Raw genomic sequence first — 16,030 nt, forward strand, 5'->3', positions numbered from 1 at the left:
CTCGACGGGACGGAGCGGCCGGGGCGGGTGAGGATCACATCGCGCCCGACGCTACGCCGTCGGCCCGGGAGGCGCACGGCATTTTCCGGCGCCACCCTCGCGCCGGGCGCGGCCACGGTTCCGCCCGGGCCCGACGACGCCCCTCGGCTCAGGGGGTGGTCGGCTCCGTCCCGGGGGCCGTCGGGGCCGGGGTCGGCGCGACCGTGGGCTCGGGTGCCGGGTCCGTCGGCTCGGGTGACGGCTCGGGCTCGGGCTCGGGCTCGGGCTCGGGCGGCGGCCCGGACGAGACGACGATCGCGACCGTGCTTCCCGGCGCGACCTGGGTGCCGGAGCCCGGCGCGACGGACAGCACGGTCCCCGGCGCGGCAGGGTCGGCCTTCGTCGTGACGCTGACCTTCAGCCCGGCGCCCTGGAGCGCTGCCTCCACGGCGGCCTGCTGCTTGCCGACGAGGTTCGCCGGGACGGCGACGGTCGTGGGCGGCGGCGGGTCCGTGGGCTTCGTCGGCGGGGGTTCCGTCGGCGTGGGCGTCGGTGCCGGTGCCGGGGGCTGCGGCGCGGGCGGGGTCGTCGGCTTCGGCGCGGGGGCGCTCGGCGTCGCCGGCTTCTGCGGCGTGGACGGCGCGCTGCTCTCGGCAGGCGTGTACCGCGTCGGCATCTTGCCCGCCGCGAAGAACTCGAAGTGCCACGGCTCCGGCTTGGACCCGTTGGGCCGCGCCCACGCGGGGTTGTCCCAGCCGTAGTCCGGGCCGTGCGTGCGGAGCCAGACGTACTCGAGCGACGTCCCCGACGGCACGTTCCCGCCGACGTCGATCGCGAGCCCCCACCCGTGCTGCGACGTGCCGGGCACGGCCGCGAGGTAGGGCTTGACCGCCTTGAGGCGCACCTGCTCGTCGTACGGGCGGTACGCGTCGGTGATCTTCAGCGCGTACCCGAACTCCTTCTCGAACTCCGCGGCGAGCGCCTCGAGCTGCTCCGCGGCGTCGCAGCGCAGGCTCTTGCCCGGCGCGAAGTCGAGCGCGCACAGCGCCTCCGGCGGGATGCGGCCGTTCTGGTACTGCGCCGTCGAGCCCGCGTACCGCTCGACGACCTCGGCGAGCCGCTCCGCGAGGGTCGTGCCCGCGAGCGCCGTCGCCCCGGCGGCCGGGACGACCCCGACCGGTACGAGGTCGGTGCCGAGCAGCTCGGCGAGCGTCGTCGCGGAGGCGAGGACGTCCTCCAGCGTCACGTCGCCGTGCGCGTGGTCGTCGCCCTCGGCGTGGTCGCCGTCACCGCTGTCAGCCGAGCCGTCGGCCGGGTCCTGGGAACCGTCGAGCTCACCGGGGGCCACCCCGTCGGGCGCGGGCACCTCGTCCTCGGGCAGCGTCCGGTCGCCCGGCGACCCCGCGTCTCCCGCGGATCCCGTGCCGCCGGGGGCGGTCGGGTCCAGGGGCGTGCTCGTGCCGGGCGCCGGGCTCGGCGTGCCGCCGGGGCTCGGGGAGTCGCTCGGCGAGGGGTCGGTGGACGCGCCGGGGGACGGGCTGCTCGTCGGGCTCGGCGAGGGCGCGGTGGGCGTCGCCGCGGTGCGGACCGCGTCGGTCGCTACGTCGCCGGCGGCGTCGACCGTCGCGGGCTGCTGCGCCGGGCGGTCGGTCGCGGGGTCGTCGGTCTCGTCGTCCGTGCCCGTCGTGGTGTCGTCGGTGCCCGCGCCTGCGCCCGTGCCGGGGCCGAGCGGCTCCGGCAGCTCGGGGACCTGCGCGCCGTCGAGCGACTCGTCCAGGTCGAGGTCGCCGTCGGGCACGAGGGGCGCGGGGACGCGGCGGGCCGCGTCCTGCTGCGCGAGGTAGGTGGCCAGGAGCATGCCGAGCTCGGCGCGGGCCTGCTCGACGGGCGGGGAGACGTGGCCGTCGTCGAGCGCGTTGGCCGTCGCGAGGACCTCGATGGCGCCGTCGAGCTGCTGGCCCTCGTCGAGGCCGGCCCCGAGGGTGCTCGAGAGCGCCGCGACCTGGGTCGCCGTGGCCGTCTCCTGCGCGAAGAACGACGCACCCGGGCGAGGCTGGGCGCTGCCGGCGAGGGCCGCGGCGAGGGTGATGGCGAGCGCCGAGGAGATGAGGACGTGCGACACGGCCCGCGCGCGCCGTCCGAACGACTCCGGGCCCACCGCGGCGGCGGGCGCGGGCTCGGGCGTCACGGGCGCGTCGTCCGCGCCCTCGTGCTCCGCCGTGGTGCTCACCGCTCACTCCCGTGCTTCGTGCCCTGCCACGGACCTGCGGTCCCGCACGCCGGATGTGCGCGTCGTCGCGCCCGACGTCACGGCTGCGCGCGCACACGATCGGTGTGCTGCACGCCACAGTGCCCTCGTCCGCCTACCGTACACCGCCTCCACGAGGCTCTCACCCCCGTCTCATGTTCGCGGTGGACAATCGCTCCATGAGTTCACCGACACGTCACCGCAGGTCAACGTCCCGCGCGCTCGCGCTCGGGGCAGCCGTCGCCGCGACCGTCGCGCTGGGCGGGTGCGCCGAGGACGGCTCGGTGAGCGTGCCGGAATTCACCCTGACGGGCGACGGGGTCCAGCAGTTCCTCGACGACGCGCGCTCCCAGGTCGAGACGATCGGCGAGGACGTCCGGTCGCTCACCGACGACCTGGGCACCCTCCCGGACGACACGCGCACCCGCGCCGAGGAGGCCGTCGCGTCCGCGCAGGAGGCCGCCGACGAGGCCCGCGCCGCGGCGGACGAGGCGGCGTCCGCCACGGACGAGACGCGCGCCCAGGCCGAGCAGCGCCTGGCCGACGCCGAGGCCGCGCTCGAGGACGCGTCCACCGAGCTGGGCGACGTCGCGGGCTCCCTCTCCGGTGCCGACGCCGCGGTGCGCGACGCGATCGAGAGCCTGCGCACCCGGGTCGACGAGCTCCGCGCGGACCTCGAGGACGCGTCCGGCTCCTGACCGCACGGGCCGCGCGCGGGCGGCCCGCGCCCGGTATCGCCGGACCCTCGTCGGCACCGGGGACCTAGGTCCCCGGGCCCGGCGACTTTTGCCTGACGTCCACCCTTCCTTCACAGGGGTTTGCTTGGTCTCAGGAGCCCGACCGCACCGGACGGGTCGATGAGAGGGGACAGTGATGAAGGGGACGATCGAGCGGAACGCCAACGCGCCGCTCCCCACGGTCGAAGGCACCGAGCCGGAGACCCTCAGCCTCGCGGAGCGCGCCACGCGACCCACCCAGGTCGTGCTCGGCGTCCTGCGGATCACGATCGGGTTCTACTTCCTCTGGGCCTTCCTCGACAAGACGTTCGGGCTCGGGTTCGCCACCCCCGCCGAGCGGTCGTGGATCAACGGGAACAGCCCGACCACCGGCTTCCTGTCGAACCTCGAGGGCACGTTCTCGGGCTTCTTCAGCGGCCTCGCGGGGAACGCGTTCATCGACGTGCTCTTCATGGTCGGCCTGCTCGGCATCGGGCTCGCCCTGATCCTGGGCATCGGGATGCGCATCGCCGCGGTGAGCGGCACGCTCCTGCTCCTGCTCATGTACCTGGCCGAGCTCCCGCTCGTGACCAACCCGATCATCGACGACCACATCACGATGTCGCTCACGATCATCGCTCTCACGCTCCTCGGGGCGGGCAGCGTGCTCGGGCTCGGCAAGACGTGGAAGAGGATCCCGTTCGTCCAGCGCAACGCCTGGCTGGTCTGACGGTTCGACCGCCCGCCGTGTGCGGCGGGCCACGGGGCGACCGATACCGCGCGACGATCTGAGGCCGTCGCTGCAGGGAGTCGCTCCCGGGGGAAGAGGGGCGTGCGGGCGGTGGGGAGACCACCCGCACGTCCCGCCCTCCGCGCCCGGCAGGGCGACCGACAGCTCGACGGAGCCGGTCGCCCGCCGGGCGCCTTTCTGCGTGCCCGGCCCGCGGCCGCCCGGTCCGGTGCGGCCCCGGCGTCAGCCGAAGCGGGCCAGCAGTTCCGCCGCCTGGGGATCGCCCTGGGCGGCCGCCTCGTGCCACAGGGCCATCGCCTCGGCGACGCGGCCCGCCCGGAGGCGGAGCACCCCGAGGCTCGTGCGCGCCGTCGGCTCGCCGGCGAGCGCCGCCTGCTCGAGCAGGTCCTCGGCGTCCGGCCCGCGACCCGCGCGCACGTAGAGGTCCGCGAGGGCCGCCGCGACGCGCGCCTCGCCCGCCCCGGCCCACCCCTCGAGCAGCGCGACGGCGGCGTCCGGGGTCAAGGCGCCGCTGCGCACGAGCTCGACCGCCGCTTCCCAGCTCTCGCCCGACGTCGCCGCGAGGACGTCGTCGGCCGCGTCCCGCTCCCCCAGCTCGGCGAGCACCTGCGCGAGCCGCACGGCCGCGCCCTCGACGCCCTGCGCGAGCTCGTACCAGCGGCGGGCCGCGTGCAGGTCGCCGCGCTCCGCCGCGACCTGCGCGGCCATGAACGCCCCCAGCGCGTCGCCCGCCAGACCGGCGAGCTCGAAGCAGCGGAACGCCTCCGCGGCGTCGCCCGCCTCGTGGTGCGCGACGCCCAGCCGGTACACGGCCCCGGGCACGCCCTGCTCGACGGCCGCCTCGTAGAACGGGACCGCCGCGGCCGGGCTGCCGAGCGCACGCAGGTCGTCGGCGATCGCGACGAGCTCGGCCGGGTCGTCGGGGTGCAGGTGCCCGACGGCGGACCGCAGGTCCGCGAGGGCGCTCGCCGCGGCCTCGGCGGGCGCCCCGGAGTGCGGGGCGACGTCCGCGCCCTGGTCGGTGGTCGGCATGCGGCACCGCGTCCCTTCGGCCCCCTGCGTCGACGGCCCGGTGGTCCGGGACCTGCACGACGGCGACGTGCGGCCGACGGCAGGACGGCGTCGGACGTCCCGAGATGTGGACGCACGATAGCGCGGCGGTGTCGCCCACGTCACACCCCGGGCGAGACGGGTGCCGCCCGGCCGCCGGGGTCTGGGAGACTGCATCGGGTGAGCGGAACGACCGACCTGCCGGCCAGCGCCGGGCAACGCGTGCTGGACGCCGTCGTGGCGGTGACGAGCGACCTCGACCTGCCGCAGGTGCTGCGGCGCATCGTCGACGCGGCGATGGAGCTCACGGGCGCCCGGTACGGCGCGCTCGGGGTGCTCGACGCCTCGGGGCGCGAGCGCCTCGCGCAGTTCATCCCCCTGGGCCTCTCGGACGACGAGGTCGCCGAGATCGACCACTGGCCGCACGGCGAGGGTCTGCTGGGCGAGCTCATCGACCACCCGGCGCCCATCCGCGTCCCGGAGATCGCCGACGACGTGCGCTCGGCCGGCTTCCCCGAGGGCCACCCGCCCATGCACACGTTCCTCGGCGTGCCGGTGCGGGTGCGCGACACGGTGTTCGGCAACCTCTACCTCACCGACAAGCAGGTCCCCGGGGGCAGGTGCGAGGAGTTCACCGCGGAGGACGAGGCGGCCGTGGTCGCGCTCGCCGCCGCCGCGGGCGTCGCCATCGAGAACGCGCGGCTCTACGGCCGGGCGAAGCAGGTCGGCGTCCTGGAGGACCGCGACCGGATCGCGCGCGACCTGCACGACGTCGTCATCCAGCGCCTCTTCGCGTCGGCCATGACGCTCATGAGCGTGCAGCCGCTCGTCAGCGACCCGAACGCGCGCACGCGCATCGAGGAGACCGTCTCCGACCTCGACGAGACGATCCGGCAGATCCGGTCCACGATCTTCGCGCTGCACACGGCCACGGACCCGGACGCGCCCTCGATCGAGGACCGGTTCCGCGCGCAGGCCGAGGCCGCGACGACCGTGCTCGGGTTCGCGCCCGAGGTCGACGTCGAGGTGGCGGCCGAGGGGTCGGGCGCGGGCGTGACCGACGGCGGCCCCAGCCTGCCGGCCGAGGTCGCCGACCAGCTCGTCGTCGTGCTCGGCGAGGCCCTGACCAACGTGGCCCGGCACGCGCAGGCGAGCCGCGTCGTCGTGCACCTGGCCGTCACGGCGCACGAGGCGCGCCTCACCGTCACCGACGACGGCGTGGGCATCCAGCCCGGCGGCCGGCGCTCCGGCCTGCGGAACATGCAGGCGCGCGCCGCCGCGCTCGGCGGGTCGAGCACCGCGACCGCCCGGCCCGACGGCGGCACGCGCCTCGAGTGGTGGGTGCCGCTCGGCTGACGCGCCCGCGGGGCAGGGTGCTCAGAGCGCCCGGTGCATGACGTGCAGGCCGACGAGCCCGTGCACCGGGTGGTCGAACGCCTCGGGGACGGTCGCGAGGATCGTGAACCCCAGCGACTCCCAGAGCCGGACCGCGCGCTCGTTCGTCTCCACGACCGCGTTGAACTGCATCGCCCGGTAGCCGTCGGCGCGCGCACCGTCGAGCACGGCGCGCGCGAGCGCCCGGCCGACGCCACGCCCGGCTCCGTCGGGCCCGACGACGAAGCTCGCGTTCGCGACGTGCGCCCCGGCACCGGGGTGGTTGGGCAGGTACTTCGCCGTGCCGAGCACGGTGCCGCGGGCACCGTCCTCCGCCGGGACCGCGACGAGGACGCGCGCGCCCGGGGCTTCGAGCCACGCGGCCCGGGCGTCGGCCTCGGTGATGTCACGCGGGTACGTGTACGTCTCGCCCGCGCGGAAAACCGGCTCGAGCGCCCGCCAGATGCCGGGCCAGTCCGCGGGCGTCCCGGCACGCACCTCGATCGTCGCAGTCACCGGTCGAGCGTAGTGCGCGGGCCGCGGGTCAGCGCAGGATCCTCCGGCCGGTCACGATGCGCGGCACGACCTTGATGACGCGGTCGCGCACGCCGGGCACGAACGTCACGAGCGGGAGCGCGAGCAGCCGCGCGCGCTCCACCGGCTCGGTGACCTCGAACGTGCGGCCGACGAGCACGACGGACCACCCGGAGCGGGCGTCGGCGTCGAACGAGTCGACCTCGAACGCCACGACGGCGCGGCTGGCGGCCACCGCGAGCTTCGAGCCCTCCGCGGTCCGGAACACGACGTCCGGGCCGTCGAGCACGAAGTTCACCGGCTGGATCGCCGGCAGCGCGTGGTCGGTGTAGACGATCCTGCCCACGGGGACGGTCGCGAGGAGCGCGTAGCTCTCCTCCGGCGTGAGCTCCGCGAGCCCTGCCGAGGCGCGCGGGCGCTCGGCCGTCGCGAGCCCCCCGCTCCCCACCGGTGCCCCTGTCCCGGTCCGCTCGACTGTGTCCATCTCCACATCGTCGCGCCGCGGTGTCAGATCCGGGAGTGCCGAAGGTCCCGACGCCGCGCGGTCGCCCGGTCCGTGGGCGTCGGTCCCCGGACCGTGCGCGGGCGAGCCCTCGGGCCCCGTCCCGCCCTGCGGGTCGGTCCCGCCGTCAGGGACGCTGCGCCGGGCCACCGTGCTGCCGGTCCCCGGTGGGACCGCCCGCGCCCGGGGCGCCCTGGCGGGACGCCTCCTCCTGGCGCATCTCGGTCGCGAGGACCGCGACCTGGGTGCGGCGCTGCAGGCCGAGCGTCGCGAGGACGTGGGAGACGTAGTTCTTGACCGTCTTCTCCGCGAGGTAGAGGCGCTTGCCGATCTCGCGGTTCGTCAGGCCCTCGCCGATGAGCGCGACGATCTGGCGCTCCTGCTGGGACAGGCCCTCGAGGCGGTCCGGCGTCTCGTCCGCGGCGTGGCGCAGGCGCTCCAGCACGCGCGCGGTGCTCGCCGGGTCGAGCAGCGACCCGCCCGCCGCGACCGTGCGGACCGCGCCGACGAGGTCGGACCCGTGGATCTGCTTGAGCACGTACCCCGACGCCCCGGCGAGGACGGCCTGGAACAGCGCCTCGTCGTCGGCGAAGGACGTGAGCATGAGGCAGCCGACCTCGGGCAGCTCGGAGCGCACCTCGCGGCACACCTCGACGCCCGAGCCGTCGGGCAGGCGCACGTCGAGGATCGCGACGTCGGGACGCGTCGCCTTGATGCGGGCGAGCGCGGAGGCGGCGGTGCCGGCCTCGCCGACGACGGTGATGTCACCGGCGGCCTCGAGCAGAGCGGCGACGCCGCGGCGGACCACCTCGTGGTCGTCGAGCAGGAACACGCGGATCGGGTGGGGAGAGCCCATGCCCTCAACGTAGCCGGTCGGAGGGGGATTCTCGCGCGCGCCCGCCCGTGGCGCCGCGGGTGCGGGACCTTCGTCCCGGTGGGTCGTGCCGAGCGTCCCGCGCGTCGGGGGCGGTCGCCGGGTGCGGCGGACCGCCCGCGCGCGGTATCCAGGAGGTGTGGCAGGTGGCGGGACGACCGCCACGAAGGGGACGACAGGACCGAGGTGGTCATGGTGAGCGGATCGACGCAGCAGGTCGTGCTGGTCGGTGTGGACGGCAGCACGACGAGCGGCAAGGCCCTGGACTGGGCGGTGCACGAGGCGGCGCGTCGGGGCGCGGAGCTGCGCGTGCTGCACGTCGCGTACGTGCCCGTCGTCGCGACGCCGTTCGTCGGCGGCGCGTACTACCCGAGCGTCGAGGAGCTCGGCGAGATCGCCGGCCCCATCCTCTCGGCCGCCGCCGAGCGCGCCGCGCGCGTGGACGCGTCGGTGCCCGTGCGGACCCTGCTGCGCTCCGGCCCGCCCTCGGAGGCGCTGCTCGACGAGGCCAAGGACGCCGACCTCGTCGTCGTGGGGTCGCGCGGGCTCGGGTCCGTCGGGTCGATGTTCTTCGGGTCCGTGGGGACCCGGCTGGCCGCCCGCGCGCCCGTGCCGGTCGTCGTGGTGCCACCGTCCGTGGACCACGTGGAGCGCACGACCGACGTCGTGGTCGGCGTCGACGGGTCCGTGCACGGCGACGCCGCGCTCCGGTTCGCCCTCGACGAGGCCGCGCGCACCCGCTCCCGCGTCGTCGCGGTGTGCGCGTGGCGGATGCCCACCGGGCCGCTGTGGGAGGAGAACCCCGCGTTCTACACCGCCGCCGAGCGGGACGCGCGCGCCGAGGCGTCGCGCACCGTGGAGGCCGCGCTCGCGCGCGTGCGCACCGCGGAGCACGACGACGTCCTCGTCGAGACGTTCGTCGTCGACCGCGAGCCGTCCGTCGCCCTCCGGGAGGCCGCGGCGGGGGCCGCGCTGACCGTCGTCGGGTCGCGCGGCCGCGGCGACCTGCGCGGCATGCTCCTCGGCTCCGTGAGCCAGGAGGTGCTGCACCACGCGACGCACCCCGTCGCCGTCGTGCACGCGGCGCGCGACTAGGGTGCCGTCCGCGCAGGGCGGGGCCGCCGTCGGGCCGCTAGCGTCGAGACCGTGAGCGACGACGCGCAGGCCCTCCCGCACGACCCCTCGTGGCCCCGGGCGGGCGACTGGCCCGGGCCGACGGGTGACGCCGTCGACGTCGCGCTGCTCGGCGTCCCGGCCTGGCGCACGTCGCTCTCGCCGACCGGCGCCCACGCGACACCCGCCGCGGTGCGCGCCGCGCTGCGCCGGTACAGCCCCGCGCTCGTCCCCGACCGCCCGCTGCCCGACGGCGGCCCCTCCGCCCGCGTGCGACCCGTCGCCGGCGTCGGTGCCCGAGGCCTCGGAGAGCGGGCCGATCCCGTCGACCTCGCCGAGCTCACGTTCGCCGACCTCGGCGACGTCGACGAGCCCGACGGTGCGGAGGGCGAGGCCCGGACGCGCGCGGCGGTCCGGACCGCGCTGGAGCGCGCACGGCTGCTCGTCGCGCTGGGCGGCGACAACTCCGTGACCGTCGCGACCGCGCTCGGCGCGTGGGGCGACGATCTCGCCACCGCGGGCCTCGTCACGCTCGACGCCCACCACGACCTGCGCGACGGCGTGTCCAACGGGTCACCGGTGCGGCGTCTGGTCGAGGCGGGGCTGGACCCGCGGCGGGTCGTGCAGATCGGCATCGCGGACTTCGCGAACTCCGCCGAGTACGCGCGCCGCGCCGTCGAGCTGGGGATCACCGTCGTGCACGTCGACGAGCTGCGCCGGCGGGGGCCCGAGGAGGTGATGCGGGCGGCCATGGAGGTCGCGGGCGCCGCGGGCGGGCCGGTGCACCTCGACGTGGACGTCGACGTGTGCGACCGCTCCGTCGCCCCGGGCTGCCCCGCGAGCGTCCCGGGCGGGATCGCGGCGTGGGAGCTGCGCGCCCTCGTCCGGGCCGCGGCGCGCGACGACCGGCTCCGCTCCGCCGACGTCGTCGAGGTCGACGCGACGGCCGACGCCCCCGACGGCCGCACGGTCCGCCTCGCCGCCCTCTGCGTCCTGGAGCTCGCGGCAGGCCTCACCCTCCACCCGCCGACCCCGGAGCCGCTGCGGACCTAGGCGCCTCCGCCGAACAGGCGGTTCCGGCGGGTCCACCAGGTGGTCCTGGCACGACACGCGCCCTGGACGCACCAGGACCACCTGTTCGACGCCGGGTGAGTCAGGGGTGGGGGTTGGTCAGGGGTGGGGGTGGCCAGACCGCCACGTCTTCGCGACCAGGGGGACGCCCGGGCGGTAGGCGAGGTGGGTGCGGCTCGGGGCGTCGAGCAGCACGACGTCGGCCCGGGCGCCGGGGGCGAGGTGGCCGACGTCGTCCCGCCGCAGCGCGAGCGCGCCGCCCGCGGTGGCGGACCACACGGCCTCGGCGACGGTCATCCGCATCTCGCGGACCGCGAGCGCCACGCACAGCGGCATCGACGACGTGTAGCTCGACCCGGGGTTGCAGTCGCTCGCGAGCGCGACGACGGCGCCCGCGTCGAGGAGGCGTCGCGCGTCGGGGTAGGGCTGGCGCGTGGAGAACTCGACGCCCGGGAGCAGGGTAGCGACGGTCCCGGCGACCGCTCCCGACGTCCCGTCCGGCCGCGTCCCGCTGTCGGTCCACGAGCCCGCGAGCGCCGCGACGTCGTCGTCGGTGAGGTACGTGCAGTGGTCCACCGCGGCGGCGCCCAGCCCGACGGCGAGGCGCACCCCCTCCCCCGGGGCGAGCTGGTTCGCGTGCACGCGGACGCCGAGCCCGGCGGCGGCCCCGGCCTCGAGCACGCGGTGCGACTGCTCGGGCGTGAACGCGCCGGTCTCGCAGAACACGTCGACCCACCGGGCGTGCGGCGCGCACGCGGCGAGCATCTCCCCGCACACGAGGTCGACGTACGCGTCGGCCCGGCCCGCGAGCTCCACCGGCACGACGTGCGCCCCGAGGAACGTCACCTCGGGCGTCACCTCGCGCGCGAGCCGCACGGACCGCTCCTCGTCCGCGACGGTGAGGCCGTAGCCGCTCTTCACCTCGACCGTGGTCGTGCCCTGGCGGGCCGCCTCGTCGAGGTGCCGGGCCAGCCCGGCGCGGAGCACGTGGTCGGACGCGGCGCGCGTCGCGGCGACGGTCGACCGGATGCCGCCCGCCTCGTACGGACGACCGGCCATGCGCGCCTCGAACTCGGCGGCGCGGTCGCCCGCGAACACGAGGTGGGTGTGCGAGTCGACGAACCCCGGGAGCACCGCGCGCCCGCCCGCGTCGACCGTCACGTCCGGCTCCCGTCCGTCCAGCGCGTGCCCGACGGCGTCCCGCGCCTCCCGGGCCGGGCCCGCCCAGGCGACCCGGCCGCCGTCGAGCAGCAGGACGGCGTCGGTCACGAGACCGGTCGGGTCGCCGTCGCGCGTGCCGGGACCGCCCGGGGCGTTGGTCGTCAGCTCCCCGATGCCGGTGACGAGGGTCGACCCGGGCCCCGAGGACGTGCCCGCCGCGCGGCGACCCGTCACGGCGTCTCCCGCGCGGGGACGCGGAGCCCGCCGCGCTCGGCGGCGGCGATCGCGTCGTCGTACCCGGCGTCGACGTGGCGCAGCACCCCGAGGCCCGGGTCGTTCGACAGCACGCGCGCGAGCTTGGCCGCGGCGAGCGGCGTGCCGTCGGCGACGGACACCTGGCCCGCGTGGATCGAGCGGCCCATGCCGACGCCGCCGCCCTGGTGGATCGAGACCCACGTCGCGCCCGACGACGCGGCCGTGAGCGCGTTGAGCAGCGGCCAGTCGGCGATCGCGTCGGAGCCGTCGGCCATGGCCTCCGTCTCGCGGTACGGGGATGCGACCGACCCGGCGTCGAGGTGGTCGCGGCCGATGACGACCGGAGCGCGCACCACGCCCGAGGCGACGAGGTCGTTGAACGCGAGACCCGCGCGGTCGCGCTCGCCGTGCCCGAGCCAGCAGATGCGCGCGGGCAGTCCCTGGAACGCGACGCGCTGCTGGGCGGCGCGGATCCAGCGGTGGAGGTGGTCGTCGTCGAACAGGTCGAGCACGGCGGCGTCGGTCGCGGCGATGTCGCGCGGGTCGCCCGAGAGCGCGGCCCACCGGAACGGGCCCTTGCCCTGCGCGAACAGCGGCCGGATGTACGCGGGCACGAACCCCGGGAAGTCGAACGCCCGGTCGTACCCGCCGCGGCGCGCCTCGTCGCGGATCGAGTTGCCGTAGTCGAAGACCTCGGCGCCCGCGTCGAGGAACCCGACCATGCCCTCCACGTGCCGGGCCATGGACTCGCGCGCGCGGTCGGTGAGCTCGTCGGGCTTCGCGGCGGCGTAGTCGGCCCAGTCCGCGAGGTCCACCCCGACCGGCAGGTAGGACAACGGGTCGTGCGCCGACGTCTGGTCCGTGACGACGTCGACCTCGACCCCGCGTCGCAGCAGCTCCGGCACGACCGTCGCGCTGTTCCCCTCGACCCCCACCGACAGCGCCCGGCGCTCGCGCCGCGCGTCCTCCACGAACCGGACCGCGGCGTCGAGGTCGTCGGCGACGACGTCGAGGTACCGCTCGCGCACGCGCCGGTCGAGGCGCGACCGGTCGACGTCGACCACGAGGCACGCGCCGCCGTTGAGCGTCACCGCGAGCGGCTGCGCGCCGCCCATGCCGCCGCACCCGCCGGTGAGCGTGAGCGTCCCGGCGAGCGAGCCCCCGAACCGCTTCGCGGCGACCGCGGCGAGCGTCTCGTACGTGCCCTGGAGGATGCCCTGCGCGCCGATGTAGATCCACGACCCCGCGGTCATCTGCCCGTACATCGTCAGGCCCATCGCCTCGAGCCGGCGGAACTCGGGCCACGTCGCCCAGTCCCCCACGAGGTTGCTGTTCGCGAGCAGCACGCGCGGCGCCCACTCGTGCGTCCGCAGCGCCCCGACCGGCTTGCCCGACTGCACGAGGAGCGTCTCGTCGTCCGCGAGCGTCGTGAGCGTGCGGACGATCGCGTGGAAGCTCGGCCAGTCGCGTGCCGCCCGGCCGGTGCCGCCGTAGACGACGAGGTCGTCGGGCCGCTCCGCGACCTCGGGGTCGAGGTTGTTCATGAGCATCCGCAGCGGCGCCTCGGTCTGCCAGGACCGCGCGGTGAGGGTCGTGCCGCGCGGGGCGCGGACGGAGACGGGCGTGCCGAGGCGGTGGGTCGGCTCGTGGGCCATGGTCGTCTCGCTCCTTCGGGTCGGGTAGGTCTCAGGCCAGGTGCCCGACGGCGGCGCTCGCCGCCGCGGTCACGGCACCCGTCGCGACGAGACGGGTCACGGCCTCGATCTCGGGCGCGAGGTAACGGTCCGGTCCGGGTCCCGCGGCGGCCGTGCGCACGAGGTCGCGCACGGCGCCGGTCCCCCGCGCGGGGTGCAGGGACCCGGCGTCGCAGCGGAGGTCGAGGGCACGCGTCGCGGTGAGCAGCTCGATCGCGAGGACGCGGCCCAGCCCGTCGACGGCGCGGCGGAGCTTGCGCGCCCCGGCCCAGCCCATGGACACGTGGTCCTCCTGCATGGCCGACGACGGGATCGAGTCGACGCTCGACGGCACCGCCAGCCGCTTGAGCTCCGAGACGATCCCCGCCGCCGTGTACTGCGCGATCATGAGCCCGGAGTCGACGCCCGGGTCGTCGGCGAGGAACGGCGGCAGGCCCTCGTTGCGGGCCTTGTCCAGGAACCGGTCGGTGCGGCGCTCGCTCATGCTCGCGACGTCGGCCGCGGCGATCGCGAGGAAGTCGAGCACGTACGCGACCGGTGCCCCGTGGAAGTTGCCGTTCGACTCGACGCGCCCGTCCACGGTGACGACCGGGTTGTCGATCGCCGCCGCGAGCTCCCGGCGCGCGACGGCGGTCGCGTGGTCGAGCGTGTCGCGCGCGGCGCCGTGCACCTGGGGCGCGCACCGCAGCGAGTACGCGTCCTGCACCCGCGTGCACTCGGGCCGGCCGTCGGCGTCGAGCGTGCGGTGGCTCGCCACGACGGGCGAGCCGTCGAGCAGCGCGCGCAGGTTCGCGGCCGACGCCGCCTGGCCGGGGTGCGGCCGCATCGCCACGAGGTCGGCCGCGAACGGCGCGTCCGAGCCGAGCAGCGCCTCGACGCTCGCCGCGGCCGCGACGTCGGCCGTCGTGAGCAGGGACCGCAGGTCGTGCAGCGCGAGCGCGAGCATGCCGAGCATGCCGTCGGTGCCGTTGATGAGCGCGAGGCCCTCCTTCTCGCGCAGCGCGAGCGGCGCGATCCCGGCCGCGGCGAGCGCGTCGGCGGCGGGCACGAGGGCTCCCGTCGCGTCCCGGACCTCGCCCTCGCCGAGCGCCGCGAGCGCCACGTGGGCCAGCGGCGCGAGGTCGCCCGAGCAGCCCAGCGAGCCGAACTCCCGCACCACCGGGATGATCCCGGCGTCGAGCATCGCGGCGTACGTCTGCGCGACGACGGGGCGCGCCCCGGTCCGCCCGGTCGCCAGGGTCGCGAGCCGCAGGAGCTGCAGCGCCCGCACGACCTCGCGCTCGACCTCCGGCCCTGACCCCGCCGCGTGCGACCGCACGAGGCTGAGCTGGAGCTGCGCGCGCCGCTCGACCGGGATGTGGCGCCGCGCGAGCGCCCCGAACCCGGTCGAGACGCCGTAGTGCGGGCGGTCGTCGTCCGCGAGCCCCTCGACGACGGCGCGGCTCGCCGCCATCGCCTCGACCGCCGCGTCCGCGAGCCGGACGCGCGCGCCGTGCCGCGCGACGTCGACCACGTCGTCGATCGTCGGCGGGCCGTCGCCCACGACGACGACGCGCGCGGCGCGGGCCTGGTCGGAGACGGCCGGGGAGTGCGTCGTCGCTGCCATGCACCCAGAACACACCGCACCCCGCTATGACGGGAGCCCGAGCGGATCGGTTCCGTCTGGGATCCCAGACTGTTGCGGGCACGGGAACTCACCAAGAGGCGTGCCGGGACACCCGAGGTACCGGCGCGTGCCCTCGCGCGTCAGACGCCGGTCAGCTCAGTCGCGCACGCCAGTCGTCCGGGAGCCCCATGTCGCTCAGAGACACGACGCCGTCGGCGGGGAACTCGTCGAGCAACCTGACGAGCCGGGACGACCAGTCGTCTCCGGGGCGCGACTGTTGCGAGGAGGTGCCGGATGATCGCCAAGGCGGGGTAGAGGCGTGCTTGGTCGCGGGGGTCGAGTCCAGCGATGTGTGCCAGGTCAGGTATCCCGGCGAGAGCACTGGCTCGCACCTGGTCCGTGAAGTTCCGGTTCCAGAGGCGGGCGTGGTGAGCGCAGGTGTTCCGGGTGAAGTTCAGTCCGTGACGGAGTGCTTCCTGGCGATCACGTCACGAGTCGGCCGCCGCGTGTGCTCGTAGAGGATCGACATCATCCCGAAGTCGGTGACCTCGACGGCCACCCAGATGGGCAGATCGCCGTCGTACTTGTCCTTGAAGTGCGCGACGAAGTCCTCCTTCGACCGCGTTTGGAGCTGTGCGAGCTTGCGCAGCCACTCGTCGTGCGCAGACTCCTGCTGCCGCCTCCGGGGGCGGGGCCTGCTGAAACGCCCGTCGAACGCCCGCGGATCCCTTGGACGTAGGGGTCGCGCGCTCCGAGCGTGTAGGCGAGCTCGACCCGGAGGGCGATCTCGATCCGCTCGATCGCGTCCATGACCAGGAGCTTGAGGCGCCTGTCGAAGTCGTAGAGCGTGACGACCTGGTCCAACCGGGTTCCCGGGATCACCTCGCTGGCTCGAACCGGCCGTCCCCGAGCTGCGCTCTCTGCGGAGTCGATGCGGCGATAGGGATACCAATACCCGCTGAGCCGGTAGTACCCGACGCGCTCCACCGCGTGCAGTGCTCGAGCTCGGTCCACCAGAAGACCACGTTGCTCAAGCAGGTCGACCTGCTGCTCGAGCGTCAGATATGGCTTGGAGTAGGTGACCACGCGCCCCCCGACGCAA

Annotated in this window: 13 protein-coding genes and 2 pseudogenes; 5 read left to right on the plus strand and 10 right to left on the minus strand. The window is 76.0% G+C overall.

From position 1 onward, the window contains the following. Positions 1 to 148: 148 nt before the first annotated feature. Positions 149 to 2,209, minus strand: coding sequence for a D-alanyl-D-alanine carboxypeptidase family protein (locus BJP59_RS16210; RefSeq protein ID WP_194521439.1), 2,061 nt, complete (start codon positions 2,207 to 2,209; stop codon positions 149 to 151). A gap of 197 nt (positions 2,210 to 2,406) precedes the next feature. Here BJP59_RS16210 and BJP59_RS16215 point away from each other — a divergent pair, with 197 nt between their 5' ends. Beyond that, the gene (locus BJP59_RS16215; RefSeq protein ID WP_194521440.1) at positions 2,407 to 2,925 is read left to right on the plus strand and encodes a hypothetical protein; all 519 of its coding nucleotides are present in this window, start codon (positions 2,407 to 2,409) and stop codon (positions 2,923 to 2,925) included. A gap of 175 nt (positions 2,926 to 3,100) precedes the next feature. Further along, a complete protein-coding gene (locus BJP59_RS16220; RefSeq protein WP_021482147.1) occupies positions 3,101 to 3,673 on the plus strand; it encodes a hypothetical protein in 573 nt (190 codons plus the stop codon). A 243-nt stretch (positions 3,674 to 3,916) separates the two neighbouring features. Here BJP59_RS16220 and BJP59_RS16225 read toward each other — a convergent pair whose 3' ends face one another. Next, a complete protein-coding gene (locus BJP59_RS16225) occupies positions 3,917 to 4,726 on the minus strand; it encodes a tetratricopeptide repeat protein (RefSeq protein ID WP_194521441.1) in 810 nt (269 codons plus the stop codon). Between the two features lie 198 nt (positions 4,727 to 4,924). Between BJP59_RS16225 and BJP59_RS16230 the strand changes: the two genes are divergently transcribed. After that, entirely contained in the window at positions 4,925 to 6,100 is a 1,176-nt protein-coding gene (locus BJP59_RS16230; protein ID WP_228485128.1) for a GAF domain-containing sensor histidine kinase, read from the plus strand. A 21-nt stretch (positions 6,101 to 6,121) separates the two neighbouring features. Here the strand turns inward: BJP59_RS16230 and BJP59_RS16235 are convergent, their stop codons facing one another. From BJP59_RS16235 to BJP59_RS16245, 3 genes are all read right to left on the minus strand, one after another. After that, positions 6,122 to 6,634: a GNAT family N-acetyltransferase gene (locus BJP59_RS16235; protein WP_228485129.1), complete on the minus strand. Its 513-nt coding sequence runs from the start codon at positions 6,632 to 6,634 to the stop codon at positions 6,122 to 6,124. A 28-nt stretch (positions 6,635 to 6,662) separates the two neighbouring features. Continuing rightward, positions 6,663 to 7,136 carry a pyridoxamine 5'-phosphate oxidase family protein gene (locus BJP59_RS16240; protein WP_081599918.1) on the minus strand — a complete coding sequence of 158 codons (474 nt, stop codon included), beginning with the start codon at positions 7,134 to 7,136 and terminating at the stop codon, positions 6,663 to 6,665. 145 nt (positions 7,137 to 7,281) lie between these two features. Next, positions 7,282 to 8,010, minus strand: coding sequence for a response regulator (locus BJP59_RS16245; protein ID WP_081599919.1), 729 nt, complete (start codon positions 8,008 to 8,010; stop codon positions 7,282 to 7,284). 213 nt (positions 8,011 to 8,223) lie between these two features. On the opposite strand from BJP59_RS16245, the gene BJP59_RS16250 reads away from it, so the two are divergent. Together BJP59_RS16250 and BJP59_RS16255 are read left to right on the plus strand one after the other, a co-directional pair. Then, a complete protein-coding gene (locus tag BJP59_RS16250; RefSeq protein WP_194521442.1) occupies positions 8,224 to 9,123 on the plus strand; it encodes a universal stress protein in 900 nt (299 codons plus the stop codon). Between the two features lie 51 nt (positions 9,124 to 9,174). Continuing rightward, entirely contained in the window at positions 9,175 to 10,194 is a 1,020-nt protein-coding gene (locus BJP59_RS16255) for an arginase family protein (protein ID WP_194521443.1), read from the plus strand. A gap of 117 nt (positions 10,195 to 10,311) precedes the next feature. Here the strand turns inward: BJP59_RS16255 and hutI are convergent, their stop codons facing one another. The 5 genes and pseudogenes from hutI to BJP59_RS20445 all read right to left on the minus strand — a co-directional run. Continuing rightward, a complete protein-coding gene (gene hutI, locus BJP59_RS16260; protein WP_194521444.1) occupies positions 10,312 to 11,607 on the minus strand; it encodes an imidazolonepropionase in 1,296 nt (431 codons plus the stop codon). Further along, complete coding sequence (gene hutU / locus BJP59_RS16265) at positions 11,604 to 13,283, minus strand: urocanate hydratase (RefSeq protein WP_194521445.1); 1,680 nt, start codon at positions 13,281 to 13,283, stop codon at positions 11,604 to 11,606. Before hutU ends, hutI begins: the two co-directional genes overlap by 4 nt. Before the next feature lie 31 nt (positions 13,284 to 13,314). Beyond that, the gene (gene hutH, locus BJP59_RS16270; RefSeq protein WP_194521446.1) at positions 13,315 to 14,928 is read right to left on the minus strand and encodes a histidine ammonia-lyase; all 1,614 of its coding nucleotides are present in this window, start codon (positions 14,926 to 14,928) and stop codon (positions 13,315 to 13,317) included. A gap of 454 nt (positions 14,929 to 15,382) precedes the next feature. Beyond that, positions 15,383 to 15,604, minus strand: a pseudogene (locus tag BJP59_RS20440) (Abi family protein); the annotation flags it as partial. 74 nt (positions 15,605 to 15,678) lie between these two features. Further along, positions 15,679 to 16,014 (minus strand): annotated as a pseudogene (locus tag BJP59_RS20445) (Abi family protein); the annotation flags it as partial. Positions 16,015 to 16,030: the final 16 nt, after the last annotated feature.

This window comes from Cellulosimicrobium sp. JZ28 (assembly GCF_015327065.1).
GTDB classification, from domain to species: domain Bacteria; phylum Actinomycetota; class Actinomycetes; order Actinomycetales; family Cellulomonadaceae; genus Cellulosimicrobium; species Cellulosimicrobium funkei.

Excerpts from the sequence above, each read along its gene's own strand:
- BJP59_RS16220 (WP_021482147.1), top strand. The coding sequence starts at position 3,101 with ATGAAGGGGACGATCGAGCGGAACGCCAACGCGCCGCTCCCCACGGTC.
- BJP59_RS16240 (WP_081599918.1), bottom strand. The coding sequence starts at position 7,136 with ATGGACACAGTCGAGCGGACCGGGACAGGGGCACCGGTGGGGAGCGGG.
- hutH (WP_194521446.1), bottom strand. The coding sequence starts at position 14,928 with ATGGCAGCGACGACGCACTCCCCGGCCGTCTCCGACCAGGCCCGCGCC.
- BJP59_RS16215 (WP_194521440.1), top strand. The coding sequence starts at position 2,407 with ATGAGTTCACCGACACGTCACCGCAGGTCAACGTCCCGCGCGCTCGCG.
- BJP59_RS16225 (WP_194521441.1), bottom strand. The coding sequence starts at position 4,726 with ATGCCGACCACCGACCAGGGCGCGGACGTCGCCCCGCACTCCGGGGCG.
- hutU (WP_194521445.1), bottom strand. The coding sequence starts at position 13,283 with ATGGCCCACGAGCCGACCCACCGCCTCGGCACGCCCGTCTCCGTCCGC.
- BJP59_RS16245 (WP_081599919.1), bottom strand. The coding sequence starts at position 8,010 with ATGGGCTCTCCCCACCCGATCCGCGTGTTCCTGCTCGACGACCACGAG.